This is a genomic window from Solwaraspora sp. WMMD792 (assembly GCF_029626105.1).
In the GTDB taxonomy this organism is placed as follows: Bacteria; Actinomycetota; Actinomycetes; order Mycobacteriales; family Micromonosporaceae; genus Micromonospora_E.
On record NZ_JARUBH010000009.1, the window covers coordinates 248,797 to 272,303 of the forward strand.

The window sequence follows — 23,507 nt, forward strand, 5'->3', positions numbered from 1 at the left end:
TGGTGCGCCGCCCGGCTGGCTACCACCTTAATCCGGCCGGCTCAATCCGCCCCGGCCGGCGCGGGCTGGTCGGGCCCGAGCTCATAGGTGCAGCCGCTGGCCGGGTGCGCGGCCAGCGCGATCACCTCGTCCAGGCGGGAGCGGGCCGCCGTCAACTCGGCGATCCGCGCGTCGATCCGGTCGCGCTCGGCGGCCAGCCGGGCGCGTGACTCGGGCGTGTTGACCTTGGCGTCCACACAGGGCATCAGGTCGGCGATGGTCCGGCTGGACAGGTCCGCCGCGTACAGCCGCTGGATCAGCCGGACCCGCTCGACGGCCGACTCCGGGTAGCGACGCTGACCGGCCGGGCTGCGCTGCGCGACCAGCAGACCCTGCTCCTCGTAGTAGCGCAGCGCCCGGGTGCTCACCCCGGCGCGGCCGGCCAGCTCACCGATCCGCACAGTGACCCCTATCACAAGCATTTGCCTTTGACGTCAACGTCAAGTTCTAGCGTAGCCAGCATGCAGATTTCCGGAGCAACCGCCCTGGTCACCGGGGCCAATCGTGGTATCGGCCGGCACTTCGCCGCCCAGCTGCTTGAGCGCGGTGCCGCCACGGTGTACGCCACCGCCCGCCGCCCCGAGTCCGTCGACCTGCCCGGCGTACGGGTCCTGCCGCTGGACGTCACCGACCCGGACTCGGTCGCCGCCGCCGCGCGGGCCACCGGTGACGTCACCCTGCTGATCAACAACGCCGGGGTCGCCACCGGCGCCGACCTGGTCGGCGGTGACCTCGATTTGATCCGCCGGGAGATGGACACCCACTTCTGGGGAACGTTGCACATGATCCGGGCCTTCGCGCCACAGCTGGCCGGCGGCGCGATCCTCAACGTTCTGTCGGCGCTGTCCTGGAGCGCCTACCCGGGTGCCGGCGGGTACGCGGCGGCGAAGGCCGCCGAGTGGAACCTCACCAACGCCGTGCGGCTGGAACTGGCCGCCCAGCAAACCCAGGTCACCGGCCTGCTGATGGGGGCCGTCGACACCGACATGATGGCCTCCTACGGCGTACCGAAGAACGAGCCCGCGGTAATCGTCAAGGCCGCCCTGGACGGTCTTGAAGCGGGTGAGTGGGAGGTGCTCGCCGACGAGACGGCCCGTGCGGTCAAGGCATCCCTCGCCGGAGACCCCCGGGGCGGTCAGAAAGCCTGACCGGAGCGTACGGCGGTGAACAGCAGCGGCGTGCCGACGCCGAGCCGGGCTACGGCGTCAGCGACAGTCTCGGCCAGCCACCCGATCGCGTCGCAGGACCACTCGACCAGCTCACCGCGAAGCGCCACTCCGTGCAGTGGCGGGCCGTTCCAGAAGCTGTCGTCGAACAGCGGAGCCGGGGTGGCGTCGGCGGCCGCGAGGTCGTGTGACCGGTACCCGAACACATCCGGACCCAGGTCGGCGAGCAGCTCGGTGAGCTGGACCGCCACGTCGGGCAGCGACGGCTCCCGGCCGCTGTTGACGGTGACCTCGACCGGCGTCCGGTCCGTCGGACCGTGCCCGGTGAACCACGGGCTCGTCCGGGTTGCCGGCACCGGCGCGTACGGCGGGCGGGACGCCGGGTCGAGCCCGTGCACCGGTAGCAGCAGTTGTACCGCGGACAGGTCGAGCGGACCCCGCCGGGCCGTCACCTCTTCGGCGCAGTGCAGGAATGGCTGCACCGGCAGTGGCCGGTCGCCCGCCACCGCGCTGGCGTCGACCTGGAACCAGGACAACAGGTCGGCGTCGGGTGCGGCGGCGGGATGCTCCCATCCGGCGTCGTTCGTCGCCCACAGGCCACCGGACCGGAGCATGCCGTTGTCGCGATCACCGCCAGCCGAGGAATCGTCGAGCCAGCCCATGGCGAGTGACCGGTGGTAGAAGAGCGAATAGGCGTCCAGCTCCCCGCCGGCCCGGTGTGGAAAATCGTCTGCTGGTCCGGTGGGGACGCTGCCGTAGAGAGCGGCGAACATGGTGCCGGCGACCCGACGGGTCGCCGGCACCAGGCCCGGCCGTGCATTGATGCCGCGTTCCGGCATGCTGTTTCCTTTCCAGCTGCCGGGCAGCTGCGAGGGTACTGCTTTTCGGAAAGGGTCAGTATACCCGGCAGGCAACGTCGTTTTGGCGATACGGCCACTCGCCGGTGTCGATTTCACCGATCACGTCGACGTCGACATGATTGCGCCACGACGTCATCTGGGTGTCGTCACAGTCGTGGCGCGCCACGGTGCGGTCACCACTTCCGGTGTAGGGCCGTAGTTCCCTGGTCGACGAGCAGGCCTTCTGTCGCCAGCTGTTGTCCGTGTACCACTCGTACAGGCAATTGAACACGTTCGCCCGGTCGTTGCTGCAGTTTCCTTGCCGCCACCAGCCGTGACCCGACACCGCCACCCCGGTGCCGGATCGGTGGGGGTTGTCCCTGCCGCTCTCTGGTGTGCAGCCGATCAGCGCCGTGTCTGCGGTCGTGCCGGCGGCCGTCGTCATCGGGATCACCCGGCCGGCGCTGTCCAGATAGATTGCGGTGCCTGCCGAGCCCGGTGGTGCGATTCCCGGCACCGCGACCGCGGCTTCCGCTGGTCCGGCCACGGCCTGTGCCGGCGCGGCAACAACGCCTCCGAGGGCGAGGGCGGATGCGGCCAGGGCGCTGAGCATCCGTGTTGCTCGTTTCATCGATCCTCCCCGTGCTGGAACAATTGAGGACGTGCGTGACTGGGATAGTGCTGGCTGCAGCCACGCAATAATTGTCGGCCGGCGAGTGGGGGTTGATCAATTCGCCCCGTACGACGACCAACAGCCACGACGCTAATCGATTGATTTGCAAGGTGCAACCCGGCGCCGACGTGAATTGAACTGATCATGAAACAGGGTGCGAGGATCGGCGCCGGGCTGCGGAGTTACCTGGCTCGGTGTCAGAGGGGCGCGGTCGGGGTGACGGTCGACGGGGTGAAGGTGTGCGGGCGGCCGCAGTAGTCCGGGATCGGAGTGATGTCGAGCAGTGACACCCGGCAGACCTGGATGACGACGCGGTCGATTCCTCGGACGGCGGCGTTCGCGCCGAGGATGAACTCGATCTCGACGACGCCGTTGTTCACCCGGCGGGCGGTCTCGTCGATGACCCGCTCGCCGGCGTACGCGGTGTAGCTGGCGATGGTGTAGCGGCTGTCGTCGCGGCAGACGGCTCCCGGGTCGTTCGGGAACGGTCGGTCGGCGAGCACCCCGGTCACCCGTACCGCGCTGGTCGGCGGGGCGGAGCGCCACTCCAGGTGACCCTGGGTGTAGCCGTACGTGCAGTTGTCCCCGGACGGGACGGAGAACCGCTGCAGGATCGACGGGCTGGCGGTGGCGCCGCTGGCCGCGAGGGCAGCGGCGGCGATCGCGGCGGCGAGGACGGTCGCCACACGCAGGACTGCGCGCTTCATCTGCTTCCTTTCTGCTGTCTCGGGTCGCTCTGCTGTCTCGGATGCTTCGTGGACGGTCGTCGGCACCTGGTGCGGGTGCGGCGAGCAATACATCTAAGATTACCGATGTAACGCTGTGAAGTCATCTCTTGACTGATGGGCGATGTGCGTGAGGAAGTCGCCGGCTGGGTACCGGCTCGTGCAGTGGCCTCGACCCGACGAGTCCACCTCACCCGACGAGTCCACCCCTCGAAGGAGACACGGCATGAGCCAGGTCACCGAGGCCGCACCGCAGCGGTCGACCGGCGTACCCGAACCACCGGCCGGCTGGCGCCGTTTCCGTTACATCGGTCCCGGCGTGCTGTGGGCGCTCGCCGCCCTCGCCACCGGAGAGCTGCTGTTCACCCCCCGGGTCGGTGCCCAGTACGGCTACAGTCTGATGTGGGCGCTCGTCGCCGTACTCGTCCTCAAGCTCTTCGTCACCCGGGAGATCGGCCGCTACAGCGTCGTCACCGGCCGCCGGCTGCTCACCGGCCTGGCCGGCCTGCCCGGCCCGGCCGGCTGGGCGATCTGGGTGATCCTGGTGCCGCAGCTGGTCGTCGGGATCGCCGCGATCGCCGGTATCGCCAGCGCCGCCGGCAGCGCACTCGCGCTCGCCGTACCCGGTGCGATCCAGCTGTGGACCGGCGTGGTCATCGCCGCCGCCGCGGGGCTGGTGCTGGTCGGGCACTACACCGGCGTCGAATGGGTGTCCCGGGTCCTCGGCGTTGCGCTCGCCCTCGGTGCGGTCGTCGCCGCGATCCAGGTCGGGCCCGACCTGACCGAGGCCGCCGCCGGCTTCGTCCCGGTGCCACCGGACGATCTGCGGGTCGCCGAGATCCTGCCCTGGCTCGGCTTCCTGTCCAACGGCGCGGCCGGACTGATGTGGTACTCGTACTGGATCACCGCCAAGGGCATCGGCCACGCCGGAGTGCCGGCGGCGGACCGCCGCGACCCGCGGGACCTCGACAGCGATCAGATCGACCGGGTACGCGGCTGGCTGCGGACGATGAGCCTGGACTCGACGTTCGCGGTGGTCGGCGTCGCGCTGATCACCGTCGCGTTCCTGGTCCTCGGCGCCGAGCTGCTGCGGCCGGAAGGCATCGTGCCCGCCGAGGCCGACGTCGCCCGCGACCTGACCCGCCTGTTCAGCGAGGTGTTCGGCAGCGTCGGATTCTGGCTGATGGTCGTCGGCCTAGTCTCGGCGTTCTGGACCGCTACGCTCACCAACATCGACGGGTGGCAGCGGCTGTACACCGACGGCGTACGGCGCCTGCTCCCGGCGCGGCTCGCCGAGCGCACTCTCACCCGCCCGGTGGTGATCAGCCGGACCGCCATCGTGCTGTGGCTGGCGACCCTGCCGTACGCCGTGTTCCTGATTTTCGGCGATCCGGTCGCCCTGCTGACCCTCGCCGGGTCGATCGAGGCCGTGCACATCCCGCTGGTCGCCGGACTCGTGCTGTGGCTCAACCGGCGGACCATGCCGCGCGCCCTGCGCGCCGGGCGGGCCGCGACCGCGTTGGTGGTCGCCGCCGTGGTCTTCTTCACCTGGTTCGCGCTCTACTACCTGTGGCAGCAGTTCGCCGGCTGACTGGCGGCGGCTGAACGGCGGCTGACTGGCGGCGGCCCGGGCCGCAGGCGGCAGCCGGTTGCGGTCGGCGGCGCGATCCGCCACCATGGTGGACGTGATCACTTCCTACCGGAAGGGCGGATCCGCCCTCGCGCGGTGACCGCGCCCGCGCGGCGTGACGCCGCCCGCTCCACCTCCCCAGCACCATCTTCCGATCGGGCCGTCGCCTATTGGCGGCTGGCCGAACCTGTCCGGCGCGAGTGGCTCGACCACGGGCTCGACACCGCGCCCGCCGACCGGGCCGCCACAGAGGACATCCTGGTCCGGATTTATGCCCGGCACTGCCGTAGTCGACCCCGGTTCCGTTGGGTCGACTCACCCCGTCAGGCGCTGCCGCTGCTGACCGGCCTGCCCACCCACGACTTGCTTCAACAGTGGATCAGAGGCCGACAGCCGGCCGGGAAACCCCCGCTGGCCAGCGACATCGCCGCCGGACTGTCCCGGCTGCGCAGCGCCCTCGACGCGAGCGCCGACCATCCCGACCTGATCCCACCACCGGCCGGCCGGAAGAAGGACGCCGGGAAAAAGGACGCCGGCCAGAAACAGGACGGTGCCGGACCGAAATGGCCGGTGCTGCCGCCGATCGAGGCGCTCGCGGCCGGCGTACCGTTGCGGGTCGTCCTGCAGCAAGGGGTCCGCGACGCGCTGCGGACCAGCCTGGTCGACGGCTTCTCCCTACCGGTCCGCGCGGCACTCGCGGCCGTCGGGCGACAGCCGGTGCCGACCGCCTGGTACGGCCAGCAGGACGCGCACTGGGTGGCGTACTACGACGTGCTGCGCCGGCTCGGGCTGGCCCGGTACCGGCGGGCCGACGAGACACAGCTCGACGAGTGGGCGACGTTGGCCCGGTCCACCGGCTGGTGGTGGCCGGGGGAGCGGACCTGCGTCCTGGTCGAGCGCCCGGCGGTGATCCGGACCGGGCTGGTGCCGGGCGGTTGCCACGGGGAGCGGCGACCCGCGCGGGACGGCGACGGCCCGATCGGGTACCGGGACGGCTGGCGACCACTCGGGTAGCCGCCCGACGGCTGAGTCGGCCGGGCAGATGGTGGAAAGACGCCTACTCGCTAATGTGGTGCGGACGTAGGCGACCATGATCTGCCCGGCGGCTCCCGGCCGCCGAGGCTCGGAGGGCGGTGGCTGTCCCGATGCATGCACACCAGCATGAACCCGTTGGCCGTACGCCGGGTGCTTCCCGCGTCAGCGGTGCACCCGGCGTGCGCGCGTCATCGAACCCGGCACACCGCCTGCAGCGCCGGTACGGCAACCGGCAGACCAGGGCGATCATCCAGGCGAAGCTTGCGGTGGGCTCCACCACCGACCCGCTCGAGCAGGAAGCGGACCGGATCTCGCGGCTGGCGACCGGCGGGTCGGTGCAGCGGGCACCCGAGGCGGTCGGGCAGGTGCCCGCGACGGCGGTGGGTGAGTCGGCGGGCGCGGCGGTGGAACAGGGCGTGGCCCGGGCCCGGGGCGGCGGACGACCGGTCCCCACCGGGGTACGCCAGCGGATGGAGCAGGTGTCCGGCGCGGACCTGCGAGGGGTACGGGTCCACGTGGGCACCGAGTCCGACCGGATGAACCACGCCCTGGGCGCCCGGGCGTTCACCGTCGGAGCCGACGTGTTCGTCCGGCGCAACGACTACCGACCGGGCACCACCGGCGGCGACGCACTGCTCGGGCACGAGTTGACCCACACCATCCAGCAAGGTGCCGTCGGCGACCATGCCCATGCCGGTGACCACGCACACGCCCACGCACACCGTGCCGTGCAACGGAAGGACACCGACGACGAGGCCAAGCCCGACGCCCCGCCGGAGGCGCAACGGATCCTCGACGCCGCAGCCGGGTCGGGTGTCCTCGTGCGGACCGTGGACTTCCGCAATCTGGACGCGGTGTTCGGGGTGCTGGACCACAGCGCCGACCCCCGGGGTGCCCCGCCGGCGCAGGGGTTGTCGAAGCTGGAGCAGCTGAAGGCGAAGTTCAACAAGAAGCCGGACACGACGAAACCGCCGCCCGACCCGCGTATCCCGGCGCAGAGCTGGTCGCTGATCCAGAACGACTTCAAGTCGACCCTGTTCAACGGTCGGGTGATGGCGCTGCTCGCCATCCCCGACGCGTTCAAGTTGGACGCCCGGCCCGGCGGGGAGGACATGAGCCGGATGTTCCACTTCAGCCCGAAGGACGATTCGACGAACTACCAGTACGACCCGGCGAACATCCCTACCCACGAGCGCGCCCTAGACCGGCTGGGCAAGCTGCACGACACCGTGGTGGACGCCCAGAACGACGCGCTCGAGACACAGGACCTGGACGCCTACACCCCGGACAACAACGAGGTAAAGGCGTTCGGCGTGGCACCGGACGGCATCGCCGGATTCCTGTTCAACCCGGGGCCCGAGATCCACAGACAGTGGTTCACGGTCGGTTTCCAGCAAAACTTCACCGACGCGGCCGACGAACTCCGCCGACGGACGGGGTTCACCGGCAAGTATCCGGTCTTCATCCGCGACGCCGAATACAAGCTGGAGTACTTCACGATGGTCTGAACCCTGGTCTGGAACCGCTGAGCGGCGCCACCCGGTCCCCGCTCAGCGGCCGACCGGGCCGGTGGGTCAGCAGTGGAACTCGCCGGCGTCGTAGACGGCCCGCAGCACCTCCGTCGGCGCCACCAGGATCTTGCCCACCGTGTCCTGAGACACGGTGAAGCCGATCGCCAGCGTGCCGCTGCTGACCAGGTAGTTCTCGGAGTACGGGTTGTTCTCGGCGGTGTGCCTGGTCAGCTGCTCGCCGTACGCCTCACGCAGTTCGGCGCTGGTGCTACCCACCGTCACACCCTCGGCCGTCGACAGCGACGACTCCTCGACGAGAATCATCGCGGCGATGTCGTCCTCGGCGGTGTAGACGACCACCCCGGCGAGTTCGTCGCTGCCGACCAGCCGGTCCGGGCAGAAGTCGCCCGGCTCGGTGCCGAGGGCGCCGGTGGCGGTCAACTCGGCGACGCTGCCGCTGACCCGCAACGGGCCGATCCCGCGCGTCGTGATCAGCAGCTCGTCGTCGCCGTCGGACCCGGCCGGATCAGCCGACGGGTTCGCCGACGCAGCCGGCGACGCGGTCGGCCCGGCTGGCGTCGGCTCTGACGGTGAGCGGCCCACCGCCCACATCGTTGCGGCGACCGTGACCAGCACCACGATCAGCAGGACGACCAGCGCCAGTACGGCGACCCGCAGGCGGCTGCCGCCGGTACGCGCCGGCTGCTCGCGCGAGTCGCCGAGCGGCTCGGGTACGGGTCCGGGTCCGGCTCCGGCAGGTGACGGGCTGCTCATTGGGCCGCGTACCTCCCGTCGCGCCACACCAGCGACCGCTCCTGCGATCCGGTGACGACGACGAGTCGGTCACCGTCCTGCGTCACCTGCCCGGCAGCCAGGCCGGTCTCCGAGTGCAGCACCTCGATGCCGCCCGGACCGGTGACACCGAGCACGTCGAAGTCCAGGAACCCGCCGCTGCCGCACCGCCGGCCGAAGATCAGATCCTGCTCGTCGGGCCCCCGCACCGAGACCGGGGTCAGCACGATCTCGCACGCCGTCGTGTCCAGCGACGTCGCGAAGACCTGCGCCCAGTCGCCCGCCGCGCAGCCGTACACGCGTAGCTCGGTTTGCCGGATCTGCCCCGGAGCGACGTCGGCGGGCGACACCGCCGCCGCGACGTGCGTACCGCCGGCGGGCAGTGGGTCGAACGTCACCGACGGGTCGGCCACGGTGCCGGCGTCGACCGGAACTGCCTGGTCCGTCGGCGGGCACTCCACCGACGGCGGTACGCTCGCCGGCTGCCCGTCCGCCGGCGGTGCCTCGGCACTGCCCTGACTCGTACACGCCGCGCCGCCGGCCAGCAACGCGGCGACGACCGCGCCGGTCAGCAGCCAGCGACGGGCCGATCCGGGACCTTGTGCCATGACTCCTGTTGTCCAACCGCCGCGACGCCAATGCCCGGCCACGCTACCCGGCCGCCAGGCCGGCCGGGATCGGCTGGTCAGCGGTTCGCGACCGACCATGTCGGGGCTTGCGGTACCGGGCGGTGGCTACCGGGCGCCGAAGCGCCTACGTTGCCCCGACCCGATTCGGTGCCGACTAACGGTAGAACGGGTAGCCCGGGTACACGTACCCGACGCCCCAGAACGGGGGGTAACCGTAGTAGCCGTACAGCTCCTCGTAGTACTTGTCCTGTGACACGAGCTCCGGATCGTAGGGCGGGGCACCGGCCACCCGCTCACTCGACTCGTTGATGTGCACGACGTCGTCGGTGATCCGGACGATCGCGTCGACCGGGACGAACGACGGAGTGGCCCCGAAACCGAGGATGCCGCCGTGCTCGACCCGCAGCAGCCGGACCTTGTGTTCTGCCTCGTCGATCAGCAGGTCGTCGACCTTGCCGATGTCGTTGCCGTCCGCGTCGCACACCTTCCGGCCGCGAATGTCCTCGGCCGGATCGGCCACCATCTCGTGGGCGTCGCTCATCCTGACCAGCTTCGCCATACCCTCGGCCATGATGCCTCCCAATCTGGTTTCGCCGGCTGCCTCACCCTTTCCGGGTTACCACTTCGACCGGCCGGCAAACCCGCTGGACGGCGGTGGTCACAGCAGCAGGGCGCTCGGATCGGCGTCCATGGTGTGCAGGAGATGGGCGGCTTCGTGTGCGCCGGGGCAGGAAGCGGCGGAGAACGCCCGGGCCAGCGCGATCATCTCGGCGGCGGGTAGCAGGGTGCCCTCCCGGTTGCGCAGCGGCAGCCGGACGGTGCCGTCCGGGCCGCTGACGGTGAGCACCGGGGTGCCGGGGGCACCGCCGCTGTTCGGTTTCCTGCCGCTGTTCGGGTCCGTCCCGCTGTTCGGGTCCGCATCAGTGGTCGCGGGGGAGCCGGGCGAGATCGTCACGGTCTCAGCCGTGCGCAGGTCGACGGTGCGGGTGGCGAGTCCGCGTACGGTGAGCTGGGTGCCGGACAGCCACGCTCCGGTCCGGGCGACCCGGGCGATCGGCAGGCCGATACCGGCCGACGCAGCGAGGGCGAGCCCGGTGCCGAGCAGCATCGGCAGGGTCGGCTCGTCTCCGCCGCCCGAGACCACCAGCCCGAGCAGGCTGCCGAGGCAGCACCCGGCGGTGACTAGCCCGACGCCCAGTACCGACAGCACCGCGAGCCGGGTCGGCCGGCTGGTTGGGTATCCGATGGACAGTTCGAGTCTGCCGTGCCCGTGATCCATGGCGGAGATCGTGCCATTGTCGATCAAGGTCGGCGACGGCGGTGCTGACGACCGCTCGCGGCGGCGGTGGCGGTGGCCGACGGGACGGTGATGGGGAGGGATCCCGCCGGCCACCGGGATCACCCGCGCGAGGCGTGGGCGTACCAGCGTATCCGACGTCCGCCAGTGTCGGGATCGGCCGGTGCGTGCACCGTCCTCGTTGGCCGGCGGGGTGGAGGTGGCCGATCGGGGCGCCGTCACCGGAATCCGGACGACTTCCGGAGCGTCGACGAAGGCGAACCCGCAGCTATTTCGGGTTTTCAAACTTTCGGTGCGGTTTCACCGGCGCGTTGAGCATTGCACCACTGTGGGTGCCCTGGCAGACTCGATCTGCGTCCGCCGATGGCGGTCAATCGATGGTGTCCCAGGGTGAGGAGTCCGCGATGGCGAGAAGCCGTGGCACGCGCTGGGAGATCACCGACGGCGTCGAGCTGAATGATGCTCGGGTCGCCGCTCCCAATACGTCGCCGGGTGGCTATCCGTCACCCCTGGCCGGCCTGCTCTTCTGTGCAACTTGCGAACGGCAAATGATTCCGATGGCCAGGCTCAACGGCTGGGTGTACGGCGCCCCGTGCGGCTGCCGGCTGAGCCCAGTGGACGCGCTCACCGTCGAACGTCTCGTGTTCAACGCCGTGGCGGCTCATCATCCGGACCTGTTGGCCGGCACCGCCGTCGGGGACCTTTCCTCGGCGTTCCGGGAGGTGCTGTCCGAGGTCCGGATCGGTGGTGCCGCCGACGAGTTGGAATTTATCTGGTCCACGTGACCAATGTCCGCCAAGTGCTCTCCCCGACCTGGATCTTCACGTTAGGAAAAACGGCGTCCGGATCGCCTGCGGTGCTCCGGATGGCGACGCATGCCCCCAGTGGCGCGTCCGATGATTCCGGCTGGATTGATATATATGACCTACAATGCTGAGAACGTGGAAGTTCCGGATTTGCCGCCGGGTACGGTGCTCCGCTTCGCCGTCTCCGAATGGCGGTACGGGCGAGGTCCCGTGCCGGGCGAGCCTTTCGATCTGCTGATCACCTACGTTCGGATCAGCTCTGCCCGCAGCTACGGCGGGCAGTGGGTGTGGGCCGACGGCCACCACGTCGACTGTCGACCCGACCATCCACCTTGCCAACAGGCGCTGGTCAGCGTCGCCGCGGTGCGGCGGGCCGCCGCTGGCGGACGCGCCAGCGTCCAGCCGCCGCCCGCCGAGCAGGTGGTGGTCGACGGTGCCGCAGCTCGCCGATGAGTTTTTTCTGCTAGCCCATCACGACGTCACCGGTCGCGCCCGGCTGCACCCCCGGGCGGTCGGGCTCGGTCTGGCGAGCGCGGTCCTGGCCGAGTTGGTCACCGCGCAGGCCGTCGTCGTCGATGCCGGTCACGTCTGGGTGGTCGATCCGGCGGCGCCGGCCGACGCGCTCGGTCGTTCCGCGCTGCGGCTGCTGCTCGACGAGCCGGAGCACACCAGCGTACGGGTCTGGCTGACCGTACTGTCGGAGCGTGCCCCGGACCACGTCGCCCAGCGGCTGACCGCCGCCGGTGTCGTCCGACCCGAGCAGGTCCGCCGGCTGATGCGCACCCGGACGATCTACGTACCGGTCGACATCAACCTCGCGGCCTGGCCGTGGGCGCGGTTGTCGCTGCGGCTGCGCCGGATGGAACCGCTCGACGAGCCCGACCTGTTCCTTGCCGGGCTGGCCGTGGCGACCGGGCTGGACACCTACCTGCTCGACGGAGCCGAACCCGAGGTGGCCCGTCACCTCGACGTCCTGCTGCGGGCGCTGCGGCCGGCGCTGCGCGACCTGTTGGGCCAGACCGGCGCGGCGGTCGGCAACGCGGTGCTGAGCGGTCGTACCTGAGCCGGCCGCCCAGCCAGGGCCGGCTCGACCTGTCACCGGACGATCCCCTACCGGGCAAATCACAGCTGTCTCATTCCACCCACCACTTCTCACCCTCTTGGAGCGTGCCGATGAACGCGACCACACCCGCTATGACCGTCCGGGCCGCCACCCACGATGACATCCCTCAGGCGGCGACGCTGCTCACCGAGGCGTTTCTGATCGCACCGGTCTCCCAGTGGCTGGTGGGGGACATCGATGCCCGGGTCACCACCTTCCGGTCGCTGTTCACCATCGAACTCGAGCATGCCATCGACACCGGTGCCGACGTGTACGTGGCGGGACCGTTCACCGGGGTGGCGATCTGGTACCAGCGCGAGCAGCCGGAGTCGGCCAACCACATCACCGTCCACCAGCGTCGCCTGATGCTCGCCGCCGGTATCTGGCAGCACCGCGTCGCTGCTCTGCACGGCGTCCTAAGCGGACACCGTCCGGATCGGCCGCACCGGTATCTCGCGTACCTCGGCGTCACACCCTGGCTGCAGGGCCGGGGCGTGGGCACCGCCCTGCTGACCCACCAGCACCGGCTGCTCGACGCGTCGGCCACCCCGGCGTACCTGGAGGCCACCACGCCGCGCAACCGCGGCCTCTACCTTCGGCACGGGTACGTCGCCGACGAACCGGTCCAGCTGCCGGACGGCCCGCCGATCTGGCCGATGTGGCGCGCGCCGGCTCAGGGCGACCAGCTGTCCGGCCGCGACGGCGACCAGCCATCCGGCCGCGACGGCGACCAGCCATCCGGCCGCGACGGCGACCAGCCATCCGGCCGCGACGGTGACCAGAGTCAGGACCGTTGACCCGGGCCTACGTGACCATCGACTCTCACGAAATCATCGGATCCGCCGGGAACCAACGGGCGTCGGCAGCCGACCAACGCGTCAGAACCCGTCGAGCGGCACCCTCGGCGGCCCGATGATCGAGAGGTAACCCGTCAATGCACTCCACCCTTCGTCGCGTCGCCCGAGCCGGTGCCGTCGCCGCTATCGCCGGCGGCGCCGTGCTGCTCGCCAGCTCCCCGGCGGCGGCGCATGTCACCGTCACCCCCACCGTCACCACCGCCGATTCCTACACCGTGCTGACGGTGTCGGTGCCGCACGGCTGCGACGGCTCGGCCACCACCAAGGTGGCCATTCAGATCCCCGACCTGATCAACTCGGTGACCCCCACCATCAACCAGGGCTGGACGGTCGAGAAGGTGATGGCCACCCTCGACCCGCCGGTCACCGACAGCCACGGCAACGAGCTCACCGAGCGGGTCGCGGAGATCGTCTACACCGCCAAGACCCCACTGCCCGAAGGCCACCGCGACGTGTTCGAGCTGTCCCTGCGACTGCCCGACGCGGCCGGTGAGACCCTGATCTTCCCCGCCATTCAGACCTGCGAGCAGGGCGAGACCGCCTGGGCTCAGGTGCCGGCGGACGGCCAGGACAGCCACGAGTTGGACTACCCGGCACCGTCGTTCGTCATCACCGCCGCCGACGCCGACGGCACTGCCGCCGGTGACGAGCCCGCCGACGACGCCGAGCCGACCGAACTCACCACCGCCGGTTCCACCACCAGCGACGGCGGCTCCGTCGTCGGCTGGATCGGCCTGATCCTCGGCCTGCTCGGCTTCACCGCCGGCGGCCTGGCGCTGCAGCGCACCCGGAAGACCACATAGGCGTGTGGTCGCCGCACCGGGTACGGCGGGCCGCGCTGCTCGCCGTACCCGGACTGTTGTTCGGAAGCCTGCTCGGTCTGCTGCTCGCGCTCGCCGACGCCGGTCCGGCCGCTGCGCACGCCACGCTGCTGGCCAACGATCCGGCGGACGGCGCGCTGCTCGCTGAGGCGCCGCCGTCGGTCACCCTGACCTTCGACGAGCCGGTCCAGGTCCGCACCGAGGGCGTGCAGGTCCTCGACGCCGCCGGGTCCACCGTCGACGTCACCGCCAGGTCGGTGGACAGCACCGTGGTCGTCGACCTGCCGACTGGCCTGGCCGACGGCACGTACGTGGTCAGCTGGCGGGTGATCTCCGCGGACAGCCACCCGGTGGCCGGCGGGTTCAGCTTCGCGATCGGCGCGCCCACCGCCGGCAGCGTCGCGATCCCGGTCACCGAGCCGGACCTCGCCCTGCGGGTGCTCCGCCCGGTCACCGAGGCTCTGCTGTACGCCGGCGTGCTCGGGGGCAGCGGGCTCGCCGTGTTCGGCCTGTCGTTTTTGCCGATCCCGGCGCGTCGACGACAGCTGCCCACGGTGGTCCGGCTCGGGGTCGTCGCCCTCGTCGCGGTGGCGGTGATGCCACCGGTCACCACCGCCTGGCAGGACGCGGCCGACATCGGCGCGTTGGCCGACCCGGCGACCTGGCGGACCGGCTACCTGTCCGACCTCGGCCTGGCCGCCGCGCTCACCGCCGCTGGCGTACTCGCGGTCCTGGTCGGAGCCCGGCTGGACAGCGGCGGCGCCGGGACAGCCCGCCGCCCGGCCGGTGTCGCGGTGTTCGCCGGGGCCGGGTTGGCGCTCGGCGCGTTGGCGCTGATCGGACACACCCGCAGCTTCGGCCCGGTCTGGCTGACCCTGGGCAGCGACCTGCTGCACCTGGTCACCGCCGCGGTGTGGCTCGGCGGCATCCTCGGTCTGGTGCACCTGCTGTCCCGCCGCGCCGCCGCGCCGGTTGGCGACAGCGTCGACACCCCTGCCACCGACAGCGGCGGTGCGCCGTCGGCCGTGCAGCGGGCCGGCGTCGTGGCCGCGTTCTCCCAGACCGCCGCGTTCCTGGTCGCCCTGCTGGCGGTGGCCGGAGTCCTGCTCGGCTGGCGGATCGTCGGCTCCTGGTCGGCGTTGTTCGGCACCACGTACGGGCTGGTGCTGCTCGGCAAGGTCGCGGCGGTGGGGGCGCTCGTCGGCATCGCCGGCTGGAACCGGTACCGGTTGGTGCCGCGTACCCGCCGACCTGACGCCGAGGCCGCCGCCCTGCGTTCGCTGCGCCGCACTGTCCGGGCGGAGGCGGTGCTGCTGGTCGGGGTGCTCGCCGTCACCGGTGTGCTGGTCACCCGGGACCCCACGGACCGGGCCTCCGAGACCGCCACCACCGGCTCGGCCGACGGCCGTACCAGCGCCGTCGAGCAGGCCGTCGTCACGGACGCCGCGCTCGGCGATGGCCGGGTGCAGATCCGGATCACCCCCGGATCCACCGGGATCAACGCGCTGGAGTTGGCGCTGTTCGACGCCGCCGGGCAGCCGTTGGAGCCGGTCGCGCCGCCGACGGTGACCGTGACGTTGCCCGAGGTCGGGGTCGGGCCGCTGGACCGCCGGCTCGCCCAGACTGGCCCCGGACGCTACGAGGCGGTCGCCGACTTCCCGTTGCCCGGCAGCTGGGAGGTCACCGTCAACGCGCGTACCTCCCGGTTCGACAGCCCGATCGCGACCATCCCGGTGGAGATCCGATGAGCCTGGTGGAGATCCGATGAGCCTGGTGGAGATCCGATGAGCCTGGTGGAGATCCGATGAGCCTGGTGGAGATCCGATGAGCCTGGTGGAGATCCGATGAGCCTGGTGGAGATCCGATGAGCCTGGTGGAGATCCGATGAGCCTGGTGGAGATCCGATGAACAGGTTCCGACGAGGTGCCGCAGCACTACTCGGTGCGGCACTGCTGGGGCTGCTCGGCGCGGTGCTGCCAGGGCTGGCGCCGGCGGCGCTGGTGACGCTCTGGTCGGCGGCGCCGGCGGCGGCCCACACCCAGCTGGCCGGCGCGGCCCCGAACGGTGCCGGTGCCACCACGTTGACCTTCACCTTCGACCACGGCTGCGACAACGCGGACACCAACGAGCTGGTGGTCGAAATGCCGGCCGGGGCGATCGCCGGTTCGACGACCGGACAGCCGCCCGGGTGGGCTGCCGAGGTCACCCCCAGCAGGGTCAGCTGGACCGGGCCGGCGATCAGCGCCGAGCAGATCGCCGCCGGGGTCGCCGAGTTCTCGGTGCTGGTCCGGTTGACCGGGACGGTCGGGCAGACCTTCTGGTTCCCGGCGGCGCAGCGGTGCGTCGACGGCGACAGCTACGAGTGGTCGGACACCGGGCCGGGTGCCGAGCGGCCCGCCCCGTCGCTGATCGCGACCAACGCGGTGCTCGCGCCGGCACCACCGGCCGCTCCGGCCGATCGGCCGGCCGGCGGTGGCGGTGCCAGTGTCGCGCAGGCGTTGACCGCCGTAGGGCTGCTGGTGGTCGGTGCCGGTCTGGTCGGCTACCGACTGAGCGGACGGTGACGATCGGAGCCTCATCGTGGCCAGTGACCGCGGTTGATCGGCACCCGGTGCAGGGTGCGGCAGGGAAGCTCGGCACCACACCGGCAGGTCCGCCGCCACCGGCGCCACGACCACTGTGGCCGGTGTCGGCGGGCCAGTGTCGCCGCGACGGCAAAGAGGTACTCGTCGTACGAGACCATGTCTCTCCCTTCACGACAGTCATCCACGACAGTGCGAGCGCAACGAGGACCGGCGAGCGGAGCCACGGGTGCGACCCGAAAGCCGGGGTGCGACACCGGGGGCTCTCCACTGACACCCGGCACCGCACCCCGTACTCATGACGGTACGAGACCGTACGTGGATTCTGCGTAACGAGCGGTTACGTCGGGTGATCCTCCGGCGAGAGTGGATCGATTCCCATCCGTACCGCGAGTTGCCGCAGCTCGTCGGAGCCGCCACGGGGCGACGAGTCCCGCACGATGTGCGCGATGATCTCCCGTACGGTGGCCCGGCTGCGGGTCTCGTGCGGGGCGATCGCCTCGGCCCGCAGGAACGCCCGTACCGCCTCTTCGTTGCGCTTGGCGGCGTGGAACCCGCGCCCGGCGTCCATGTGCAACCTGGCCCGGCGCTGCGGGGTCCGCAGCGCGCTCTGGTCCACTTTGCGGGCCAGTTCCGGGGCGCGGCCCGGCTCGCCGTTCTCCAGCACCACCCCGACCCGCCACACCGCGACGTTCGCCGAGGTGAACTCCATCCGCCACGGATCACCTGCGGTACGCCGGGCGACGTCCTCGGCCTCGGCGACGTGGGTTTCGGCGACGTCGTGCTGACTGAGGCTGGCGGCCGACAGCGCGGCGTGCAGGTGCAGCATGCCGTACCAGGCGCGGCCTTCGTCCGTACCCGTGTGAAGTTGCATCCGTTCGGCGGCGTCGCAGGCCAACGTCCAGGACCGTTTCCGCAGCCCGGTGGCCAGGACCGCCTGGGCCAGCGCGTAGTCGGCGGCGGCGACGCAGGCCGGGTCGTCGGCGAGCTGCGCCGCCCGGACGGCGCGCTCGGCGAGCCGCATCGCCAGGTCGACGTGGCCCTGTGGTTTGAGCGCCAGCGACCCGGTGACCAGGGCCTGCACCGCGATCCGCAGTGCGACCGGGTCCTCGTCGGCGTTGGCGGTGGTGCGGATCTCGGCGATCAACCGGGGCAGCAGGATGCCGAGGGTCGGGTTGTCGCAGGCCATCCGGGCCCGCATCGCCCGGTCGGCTTCGGCGGCGAGCAGCGCCGCCGGGCGGGCGGCGGCCGGCTCGTCGTCGTCCATCGCCTTGCGGATCGCCGGTACGGCGGCGTAGAGCGCCAGGTCGTTGCGGGACCGGGGCAGGTAAGGCTGCGCGGTGAGGTCCATCGTAGAGACCCCGAGCGCGGTGGCGAGCGCGATGAGCATGGACCTCTTGGTCACCGCGCGCTTGCCGTTCTCGATCATGGAAACGTACTCGCGGCTTACCCCGATCTCGGCGGCGAGCTGTTGCTGCGTCATGCCGGCGATGTCACGCCACCGCGCGACCCGCAGGCCGATGTAATCCTCCGGCATGGGGGACCTCCCATGCTGACGGTACGGTCGAAACGGCGTGACGTCGACCAATGTAACTGCTTGTTACGCCTGTCCCGCCTTTTGGCGAACCCGGGGGTGGCATGTCATCCGTTCGCCAACACCGCGTTGGCCTGTGCGACGAACTCCTCGGCCGCCTGCCGGGGTGTCGCCGCGCCGCCCTGTACGCTCTCCGCCGCCGTGACCAACAGCGTCCGGACCGTGGTGTGGCCGGGCGGCGGGGGTACCGGCGCCGGACCGAACAGATCGGACATCTGCTGCTCGAACGCGACCGACGCCTGCATTTTCTTGTCGGCGAGCGTCGCCTGCACCGTCTCGCGGACCTCCAGGTTGGAGCTGAGGCCGCGCTCGGTGCCAAGGATCCGGCCAGCCTGCGGGTCGTTGACCAGGAAGTCGATCAGGTCCACCACCTCCTGCTGGTGCCGGGTGCCCCGGAATCCCGCCCAGTACATCGACGCCCGCGCCCACTGGCCCTGCGGGTCGCCGGGATAGGAGACCACACCGAGGTCGGCGGTGGTGTGCTTCTGCAGCTCAGCCAGCTGATTGGACCACATGAACGACGTCGCCGCGTCGCCGGTGGCGACCAGTTGCTGGGTGACGTCGCCGCTGTTCGCCGCCTTGATCAGCTCGACGCTCGGGGTGGCGTTCGCGTCGCGGGCCTGTTGCCACAGCTCGAACCAGGCTTCGAGGTCGTCGACGCCGAAGCCCAGCTGCCGGCCCTGGTACAGCTCCAGGTCGCTGGTGCGCAGCCACAGCCAGAGCGCCTTGTAATCGGCCGACGGATCCATCGTGCCGGCCACCTCGCCGTCGGTGAGCGCGGTGATCTGACTGGCCCAGTCGATCAGCTCCGGGTAGGTCATCCCGATCGTCGGCTCGGCGACACCGAGCTCGGCCAGCAGGGTCTTGTCGTACACCATCGCCGGGGTGTTCGCGGCGGCGGCGACCGCCAAGGTCCGCCCGCCGACCTGTCCGTACTGGACCAGGCTGTTGGGGAAGCCGGAAAGGTCGAGCTCGCCGCTGTCGACGTAGGGGGTGAGATCGAGCACGACGTCACGTTCGGCGTACTCGGTCAGGTAGTTGTCGTCGATCTGGAACAGGTCCGGCGTGTTGCCGGCGGCGGCCTGGGTGGCCAGCTTGTCGTAGTAGCCGCTGTAGCCCTGCCAGGTGACCCTGAAGGTGATCCCCGGATTGCGGGCGGCGTAGACGTCGAGCGCCTGCTGGGTCAGCTCGGCCCGGCGCTCCGCGCCCCACCAGAAGACGGAGAGTTCGACCGGCCCGTCCTCGGTCGGCTCGCCGGTGTCGTCGGTGGCGCAGGCGCCGAGTCCGATGGTGACCGCCAGTAGGACAGTGAGTGTTCGGGCAACAGCTCCGCGTGTCGAGATGGCGGATGGTGACACGGGTTTCTCCTGATCAGGGCTGGGCTGGCCGGTCTGCGGCCCGATCATTTACACAAGCGACCCGGTCGGGTGTCAACGGGCCGTCCGGCTGGAGGACGTTTTCTGGGCTGGTCGGTCCGGCCGGCGTCCGACGTCGTGATGTACTTGCCGGCGTGGAGCTGCTGCACTCGGGCAAGGTCAGGGACGTGTACGCCGACGGCGACGACCTGATCCTGGTCGCCTCCGACCGGATCAGCGTCTACGACGTGGTGCTGCCCACGCCGATCCCGGACAAGGGCAAACTGCTCACCGCGCTGTCGCTGTGGTGGTTCGAGCAGCTCGCCGACCTGGTGCCGCACCACGTCGTCTCCGCCACCGACGTACCGGCCGAGTTCGCCGGCCGGGCCATCCGCTGCCGCCGCCTGGACATGGTGCCCGTCGAGTGCATCGCCCGCGGCTACCTCACCGGCCTCGGCCTGAAGGAGTACGAGAAGTCGGGGTCGGTCTCCGGCGTCGCGCTGCCCGCCGGCCTGGTCGAGGCCTCGAAGCTGCCCGAGCCGATCTTCACCCCGACCACCAAGGCGCCCGTCGGCGAGCACGACGAGTTCATCACGTACGCCGACGTGGTCACCCAGGTCGGCGCGGAGACCGCCGAGCGGCTGCGGCAGATCACCCTGGACGTCTACCGGCGCGGCGCGGCGCTCGCCGAGGAGCGTGGCCTGATCGTCGCCGACACCAAGATCGAGCTCGGTTGGGCACCGGACGGCACCCTGGTCCTCGCCGACGAGGTGCTGACCAGCGACTCGTCCCGGTTCTGGCCGGCCGACGCGTACCAGCCGGGCCGCCCCCAGTTCTCCTTCGACAAGCAGTACGTGCGGGACTGGGCCGCCGGCACCGGCTGGGACAAGCGCCCGCCGGCCCCCGAGGTGCCGGCCGAGATCGTCGAGGTGACCCGGGGCCGCTACGTCGAGGTGTACGAACGGATCACCGGCCGCACCTGGTGAGCCCGCTCACCAGGTGCGGCCGTACATCGATCACGTGACCTGTTCCGGCCGCGATGTCGGCTGCTCGGCTCGTGGCCGACGCTGCGGACCCCGGGCGAGGACGTAGCCGAACAGGATCACCATCACCGCTACGCCCACCCACATGGCCTGCTGCCAGCCGTCGACGAACGACTGCTGAGCGGCTCTGACCAGCTCGTCGGCGTACGGGCCGGCGTCGTCGGCGGCGGCCAGGGCGGTGGCGATGCCCTCCCGGGCCGCGTCCGGCGCGTCGACGGCCAGCTCGTCGAGCCGGGGGTCGACGGCGTTGCGGTAGCCGGCGGACACGATCGCCCCGAGCAGCGCGACGCCGAGCGCGGCACCGAACTCTCTCGTGACGTCGTTGAGCGCTGACGCGGTGCCCTGGCGGGCGCGGGGCAGTGCGCTGGTGATCGCCTCCGTGGAGGGGGTCATCGACAGGCCCATGCCGAGCCCCATGGCGAGCATGCCGGGCAGCACCGACAGGTAGCCGCCCTCGACGGAGACGAAGCTGGCCATCAGGGCCAGTCCCGCGCCGCCGAGGAAGATCCCGGCCGCCATGGTCGCGCGGGCACCGACCAGCGCGGCCACCCGTGGGGCGAGGCCCGAGGCGACCATCATCAGCAGGGCGATCGGCATCATCGCCAGCGTGGAACGCAGCCCGGACCAGCCGAGGACCGCCTGGAAGTACGGGAAGAGCACGACGAAGATGCCGGCCTGTACGCCGAACACCGCGAGCAGCGACACCGAGCCGCTGGACAGCCCCCGGTCGCGGAACAGCCGGACGTCGAGCAGCGGCGCGCGCCGACGCAGCTCCCAGGCGACGAAGACGACGGCTCCGACGACGCCGACGAGCAGACCCACCAGCGTGGCGGGCGCGGTCCAGCCGCGTTCCGGCCCCTCATGCAGGACGAAGATCAGCCCGACTGCGGCCAGCACCGACGACAGCGAACCGACGGTGTCGAACGGATGGTCCGACTCCTCGCGGGAGTTCGGGACGTACCGGATGGTCAGGCCGGCGGCCACGGCGACCAGCGCGACCGGGAGGGCGAACAGCCAGCGCCAGTTCGCCACGTCGACGAGGAATGCCGACAGGTACATGCCGAGCAGGCCGCCGCCGCCGGCGACGGCGGTCCAGGCGCCGATCGCCCGGGACCGTTCCTGAGCCGGGAAGGTCGAGGTGATCACGGCCAGGGTGATCGGCATGATCATCGCCGCGCCGACGCCGCTGAGCAGCCGCGCGGTGATCATGATTTCGGTCGTGGTGGCGAGGCCGGCGGCGGCGCTGGCGGCGCCGAAGACGACCAGGCCGGCAAGCAGTACGGGTTTGCGGCCCCATCGGTCGCCGACCGCGCCGAGCGGCAGCAGCAGCGCGGCCAGGGTGATCGTGTAGATGTTGATGATCCACAGGACGGTGCTCTGCGAGGCGCCGAACGCGACGGCGAACTCCTGCTGGGCGACGTTCAGCCCGGAGACGGAGGCGATCACCGCCATCAGCGCGATGCAGACCGCGACGAGGACGGCGCGTCGTCGGCGGGGATCGTGGATCGTCGGGTCGGAATCCGCCGCAGCGGCTTGCGCCCCGGCTGGCACCTGCGGAGACGGGCTTGGAGAGGTCATGCGGGAAAGCTAGCCCGGCCTTGCGTCTTCAGCATTAGACCTTGCGGTAATGGCAAGACTGGGTGGACGTGGCTCAACTGGATGGCGCGTCGCCCGACGACTGCGCGTGTGCCCGCTCGCCGTCCTGGTCGAAGATGGTGAGGATCTCGACCGGCCCGTTCACCGCGCCGATCGAGTGCGGGATCATCGTGGAGAACTCCGCCGCGTTCCCTTGGCCGACCGGGATCTGCCGCTCACCCAGGTGCAGCAACGCGGTGCCGCTGAGCACGAAGAACCACTCCCGCCCGGGGTGCACGCTCAGATGCCCCGGGCCGGTCCGGCGCTCCGGCGTGATCCGCATCTTCGCCACCATGCTGCCGCCGGGCTGGCTCGAGCCGCGCGACAACACCCAGGTGGCCAGACCCGGCTCCTGATGTTGCATCGGCCGGATGATCACGTCGGCGTCGTCGACCGGCTCGACCAACTGGTCGATCGTGGTGTCCAGCGCCCTGGCCAAGGCAACGAGCTGGTCCAGGTCGATCCGCCGGTGGCCGGTCTCGATGCGGCTCACCGTTGACGGGCTGAGGTGACACCGGGCGGCGAGCGAGTCGAGACTCCAGCCACGTGCCTGCCGCAGGCCACGGATGCGCTGCCGGACCACGTCGGAAAGATCGACCTCTGACACGCCCACCATGCTAGGTCCGTCTGGCGTCGGACCCCGCTGTTGTACGGCACCTTCTTGCGGAAACCGCATGAACTCTTCCAGTTCTCGAAAGGCTCGTTACCGTCGAAGCATGACCAACGAGACCCATGCCGATCATCCCGCGTTCAGCGCCGACTGGTGGGAGCAGCACTATCAGGCGCACCCGACGGGACACGTCTCGCCAGGACCACAGCTGGTCGCCGAGGTCGCGGACCTGTCCCCGGGTACGGTGCTCGACGCGGGCTGCGGCACCGGCGCCGACGCGATCTGGCTGGCAAGCCGGGACTGGCAGGTGACCGCCGTCGACGCCTCGGCAACTGCGGTCGGCCGCGCCAAGGAGCTCGCCGCGCAGCAGGACCCGGACGTCGCGCAGCGGATCACCTGGCTCACCGCCGACCTGACCAACTGGGAGCCGGCGCAGCGCTACGACCTGGTGACCAGCCAGTACGTCCACCCCGACCTGCCGTTCGACCAGTTCGTGGCACGGCTGGCCGCCGCCGTCGCCCCCGGCGGGACACTGCTCGTCGTCGGCCACGACCACGCCGACACCCACTCGGCGGCCCACGCCCCGCAGGCCGCCTCGATCGGCCTCGACACCGTCGTCAGCTCCCTCCCCGAAGCGCAGTGGAAGCTGGCCGTCGCGGAGTCCCGGACCCGCGAGGTGCACCACGACTCGAAGCAGTTGACCATCCACGACTTCGTCGTCCGGGCTCACCGCACGTCGCCAGCCTGAGAAACCGGGCTGTACGTT

25 protein-coding genes are annotated in these 23,507 nt (G+C 70.9%); 13 read left to right on the plus strand and 12 right to left on the minus strand.

The window, feature by feature from the left end:
• Positions 1 to 41: 41 nt before the first annotated feature.
• The gene (locus O7629_RS02535) at positions 42 to 440 is read right to left on the minus strand and encodes a MerR family transcriptional regulator (RefSeq protein WP_278167232.1); all 399 of its coding nucleotides are present in this window, start codon (positions 438 to 440) and stop codon (positions 42 to 44) included.
• A 60-nt stretch (positions 441 to 500) separates the two neighbouring features.
• Here O7629_RS02535 and O7629_RS02540 point away from each other — a divergent pair, with 60 nt between their 5' ends.
• Positions 501 to 1,187, plus strand: coding sequence for an SDR family oxidoreductase (locus O7629_RS02540; RefSeq protein WP_278167233.1), 687 nt, complete (start codon positions 501 to 503; stop codon positions 1,185 to 1,187).
• Here O7629_RS02540 and O7629_RS02545 read toward each other — a convergent pair.
• The 3 genes from O7629_RS02545 to O7629_RS02555 all read right to left on the minus strand — a co-directional run bounded on the left by O7629_RS02545 (position 1,175) and on the right by O7629_RS02555 (position 3,424).
• Positions 1,175 to 2,044 carry a hypothetical protein gene (locus O7629_RS02545; RefSeq protein ID WP_278167234.1) on the minus strand — a complete coding sequence of 290 codons (870 nt, stop codon included), beginning with the start codon at positions 2,042 to 2,044 and terminating at the stop codon, positions 1,175 to 1,177. The genes O7629_RS02540 and O7629_RS02545 overlap by 13 nt on opposite strands.
• Before the next feature lie 55 nt (positions 2,045 to 2,099).
• Complete coding sequence (locus O7629_RS02550) at positions 2,100 to 2,657, minus strand: hypothetical protein (RefSeq protein WP_278167235.1); 558 nt, start codon at positions 2,655 to 2,657, stop codon at positions 2,100 to 2,102.
• A gap of 257 nt (positions 2,658 to 2,914) precedes the next feature.
• Positions 2,915 to 3,424, minus strand: a complete 510-nt coding sequence (locus O7629_RS02555) for a hypothetical protein (protein WP_278167236.1) — start codon at positions 3,422 to 3,424, stop codon at positions 2,915 to 2,917.
• Positions 3,425 to 3,668: 244 nt separating this feature from the next.
• Between O7629_RS02555 and O7629_RS02560 the strand changes: the two genes are divergently transcribed.
• The 3 genes from O7629_RS02560 to O7629_RS02570 all read left to right on the plus strand — a co-directional run bounded on the left by O7629_RS02560 (position 3,669) and on the right by O7629_RS02570 (position 7,615).
• Positions 3,669 to 5,033, plus strand: coding sequence for an Nramp family divalent metal transporter (locus O7629_RS02560; protein WP_278167237.1), 1,365 nt, complete (start codon positions 3,669 to 3,671; stop codon positions 5,031 to 5,033).
• A 135-nt stretch (positions 5,034 to 5,168) separates the two neighbouring features.
• Positions 5,169 to 6,086 carry a DUF6745 domain-containing protein gene (locus tag O7629_RS02565; RefSeq protein ID WP_278167238.1) on the plus strand — a complete coding sequence of 306 codons (918 nt, stop codon included), beginning with the start codon at positions 5,169 to 5,171 and terminating at the stop codon, positions 6,084 to 6,086.
• Between the two features lie 200 nt (positions 6,087 to 6,286).
• Positions 6,287 to 7,615 carry a DUF4157 domain-containing protein gene (locus O7629_RS02570; RefSeq protein ID WP_278167239.1) on the plus strand — a complete coding sequence of 443 codons (1,329 nt, stop codon included), beginning with the start codon at positions 6,287 to 6,289 and terminating at the stop codon, positions 7,613 to 7,615.
• Between the two features lie 66 nt (positions 7,616 to 7,681).
• On the opposite strand, the gene O7629_RS02575 is transcribed toward O7629_RS02570, so the two are convergent.
• From O7629_RS02575 to O7629_RS02590, 4 genes are all read right to left on the minus strand, one after another.
• Complete coding sequence (locus O7629_RS02575) at positions 7,682 to 8,392, minus strand: hypothetical protein (protein ID WP_278167240.1); 711 nt, start codon at positions 8,390 to 8,392, stop codon at positions 7,682 to 7,684.
• Positions 8,389 to 9,018: a hypothetical protein gene (locus O7629_RS02580; protein WP_278167241.1), complete on the minus strand. Its 630-nt coding sequence runs from the start codon at positions 9,016 to 9,018 to the stop codon at positions 8,389 to 8,391. Before O7629_RS02580 ends, O7629_RS02575 begins: the two co-directional genes overlap by 4 nt.
• A gap of 175 nt (positions 9,019 to 9,193) precedes the next feature.
• Entirely contained in the window at positions 9,194 to 9,610 is a 417-nt protein-coding gene (locus O7629_RS02585; protein ID WP_278167242.1) for a PRC-barrel domain-containing protein, read from the minus strand.
• 87 nt (positions 9,611 to 9,697) lie between these two features.
• Positions 9,698 to 10,318 (minus strand): hypothetical protein, encoded by a 621-nt coding sequence (locus tag O7629_RS02590; RefSeq protein WP_278167244.1) that lies wholly within the window; start codon positions 10,316 to 10,318, stop codon positions 9,698 to 9,700.
• A 422-nt stretch (positions 10,319 to 10,740) separates the two neighbouring features.
• Between O7629_RS02590 and O7629_RS02595 the strand changes: the two genes are divergently transcribed.
• The 7 genes from O7629_RS02595 (at position 10,741) to O7629_RS02625 (ending at position 16,486) form a co-directional block, all read left to right on the plus strand.
• The gene (locus O7629_RS02595) at positions 10,741 to 11,121 is read left to right on the plus strand and encodes a hypothetical protein (protein ID WP_278167245.1); all 381 of its coding nucleotides are present in this window, start codon (positions 10,741 to 10,743) and stop codon (positions 11,119 to 11,121) included.
• Positions 11,122 to 11,277: 156 nt separating this feature from the next.
• A complete protein-coding gene (locus tag O7629_RS02600; RefSeq protein ID WP_278167246.1) occupies positions 11,278 to 11,595 on the plus strand; it encodes a hypothetical protein in 318 nt (105 codons plus the stop codon).
• The gene (locus O7629_RS02605) at positions 11,576 to 12,205 is read left to right on the plus strand and encodes a GPP34 family phosphoprotein (protein WP_278167247.1); all 630 of its coding nucleotides are present in this window, start codon (positions 11,576 to 11,578) and stop codon (positions 12,203 to 12,205) included. Before O7629_RS02600 ends, O7629_RS02605 begins: the two co-directional genes overlap by 20 nt.
• A 110-nt stretch (positions 12,206 to 12,315) precedes the next feature.
• Positions 12,316 to 13,041, plus strand: a complete 726-nt coding sequence (locus O7629_RS02610) for a GNAT family N-acetyltransferase (protein WP_278167248.1) — start codon at positions 12,316 to 12,318, stop codon at positions 13,039 to 13,041.
• A 137-nt stretch (positions 13,042 to 13,178) separates the two neighbouring features.
• Positions 13,179 to 13,904 carry a YcnI family protein gene (locus tag O7629_RS02615; protein WP_278167249.1) on the plus strand — a complete coding sequence of 242 codons (726 nt, stop codon included), beginning with the start codon at positions 13,179 to 13,181 and terminating at the stop codon, positions 13,902 to 13,904.
• A 2-nt stretch (positions 13,905 to 13,906) separates the two neighbouring features.
• Positions 13,907 to 15,670, plus strand: coding sequence for a copper resistance protein CopC (locus O7629_RS02620; RefSeq protein ID WP_278167250.1), 1,764 nt, complete (start codon positions 13,907 to 13,909; stop codon positions 15,668 to 15,670).
• Positions 15,671 to 15,826: 156 nt separating this feature from the next.
• Positions 15,827 to 16,486, plus strand: a complete 660-nt coding sequence (locus O7629_RS02625) for a DUF1775 domain-containing protein (RefSeq protein ID WP_278167251.1) — start codon at positions 15,827 to 15,829, stop codon at positions 16,484 to 16,486.
• 358 nt (positions 16,487 to 16,844) lie between these two features.
• Here O7629_RS02625 and O7629_RS02630 read toward each other — a convergent pair whose 3' ends face one another.
• Both O7629_RS02630 and O7629_RS02635 read right to left on the minus strand, forming a co-directional pair.
• Positions 16,845 to 18,041 (minus strand): helix-turn-helix transcriptional regulator, encoded by a 1,197-nt coding sequence (locus O7629_RS02630; protein WP_278167252.1) that lies wholly within the window; start codon positions 18,039 to 18,041, stop codon positions 16,845 to 16,847.
• Positions 18,042 to 18,145: 104 nt separating this feature from the next.
• Positions 18,146 to 19,456, minus strand: coding sequence for an ABC transporter substrate-binding protein (locus O7629_RS02635; RefSeq protein WP_278167253.1), 1,311 nt, complete (start codon positions 19,454 to 19,456; stop codon positions 18,146 to 18,148).
• Positions 19,457 to 19,608: 152 nt separating this feature from the next.
• Here O7629_RS02635 and O7629_RS02640 point away from each other — a divergent pair, with 152 nt between their 5' ends.
• Positions 19,609 to 20,439, plus strand: a complete 831-nt coding sequence (locus O7629_RS02640) for a phosphoribosylaminoimidazolesuccinocarboxamide synthase (protein WP_278167254.1) — start codon at positions 19,609 to 19,611, stop codon at positions 20,437 to 20,439.
• A 30-nt stretch (positions 20,440 to 20,469) separates the two neighbouring features.
• On the opposite strand, the gene O7629_RS02645 is transcribed toward O7629_RS02640, so the two are convergent.
• Positions 20,470 to 22,074 (minus strand): MFS transporter, encoded by a 1,605-nt coding sequence (locus tag O7629_RS02645; protein ID WP_278167255.1) that lies wholly within the window; start codon positions 22,072 to 22,074, stop codon positions 20,470 to 20,472.
• Positions 22,075 to 22,147: 73 nt separating this feature from the next.
• Positions 22,148 to 22,747 carry an XRE family transcriptional regulator gene (locus O7629_RS02650; RefSeq protein WP_278167256.1) on the minus strand — a complete coding sequence of 200 codons (600 nt, stop codon included), beginning with the start codon at positions 22,745 to 22,747 and terminating at the stop codon, positions 22,148 to 22,150.
• A gap of 100 nt (positions 22,748 to 22,847) precedes the next feature.
• On the opposite strand from O7629_RS02650, the gene O7629_RS02655 reads away from it, so the two are divergent.
• Positions 22,848 to 23,489 carry a class I SAM-dependent methyltransferase gene (locus O7629_RS02655; RefSeq protein ID WP_278167257.1) on the plus strand — a complete coding sequence of 214 codons (642 nt, stop codon included), beginning with the start codon at positions 22,848 to 22,850 and terminating at the stop codon, positions 23,487 to 23,489.
• Positions 23,490 to 23,507 lie beyond the last annotated feature (18 nt).

What these genes read in the sequence shown, in the direction of transcription:
- O7629_RS02540 (WP_278167233.1), top strand. Translation starts at nt 501, where the DNA reads ATGCAGATTTCCGGAGCAACCGCCCTGGTCACCGGGGCCAATCGTGGT.
- O7629_RS02545 (WP_278167234.1), bottom strand. Translation starts at nt 2,044, where the DNA reads ATGCCGGAACGCGGCATCAATGCACGGCCGGGCCTGGTGCCGGCGACC.
- O7629_RS02550 (WP_278167235.1), bottom strand. Translation starts at nt 2,657, where the DNA reads ATGCTCAGCGCCCTGGCCGCATCCGCCCTCGCCCTCGGAGGCGTTGTT.
- O7629_RS02555 (WP_278167236.1), bottom strand. Translation starts at nt 3,424, where the DNA reads ATGAAGCGCGCAGTCCTGCGTGTGGCGACCGTCCTCGCCGCCGCGATC.
- O7629_RS02560 (WP_278167237.1), top strand. Translation starts at nt 3,669, where the DNA reads ATGAGCCAGGTCACCGAGGCCGCACCGCAGCGGTCGACCGGCGTACCC.
- O7629_RS02575 (WP_278167240.1), bottom strand. Translation starts at nt 8,392, where the DNA reads ATGAGCAGCCCGTCACCTGCCGGAGCCGGACCCGGACCCGTACCCGAG.
- O7629_RS02580 (WP_278167241.1), bottom strand. Translation starts at nt 9,018, where the DNA reads ATGGCACAAGGTCCCGGATCGGCCCGTCGCTGGCTGCTGACCGGCGCG.
- O7629_RS02585 (WP_278167242.1), bottom strand. Translation starts at nt 9,610, where the DNA reads ATGGCCGAGGGTATGGCGAAGCTGGTCAGGATGAGCGACGCCCACGAG.
- O7629_RS02590 (WP_278167244.1), bottom strand. Translation starts at nt 10,318, where the DNA reads ATGGATCACGGGCACGGCAGACTCGAACTGTCCATCGGATACCCAACC.
- O7629_RS02595 (WP_278167245.1), top strand. Translation starts at nt 10,741, where the DNA reads ATGGCGAGAAGCCGTGGCACGCGCTGGGAGATCACCGACGGCGTCGAG.
- O7629_RS02610 (WP_278167248.1), top strand. Translation starts at nt 12,316, where the DNA reads ATGAACGCGACCACACCCGCTATGACCGTCCGGGCCGCCACCCACGAT.
- O7629_RS02615 (WP_278167249.1), top strand. Translation starts at nt 13,179, where the DNA reads ATGCACTCCACCCTTCGTCGCGTCGCCCGAGCCGGTGCCGTCGCCGCT.
- O7629_RS02625 (WP_278167251.1), top strand. Translation starts at nt 15,827, where the DNA reads ATGAACAGGTTCCGACGAGGTGCCGCAGCACTACTCGGTGCGGCACTG.
- O7629_RS02630 (WP_278167252.1), bottom strand. Translation starts at nt 18,041, where the DNA reads ATGCCGGAGGATTACATCGGCCTGCGGGTCGCGCGGTGGCGTGACATC.
- O7629_RS02645 (WP_278167255.1), bottom strand. Translation starts at nt 22,074, where the DNA reads ATGACCTCTCCAAGCCCGTCTCCGCAGGTGCCAGCCGGGGCGCAAGCC.
- O7629_RS02650 (WP_278167256.1), bottom strand. Translation starts at nt 22,747, where the DNA reads ATGGTGGGCGTGTCAGAGGTCGATCTTTCCGACGTGGTCCGGCAGCGC.
- O7629_RS02655 (WP_278167257.1), top strand. Translation starts at nt 22,848, where the DNA reads ATGACCAACGAGACCCATGCCGATCATCCCGCGTTCAGCGCCGACTGG.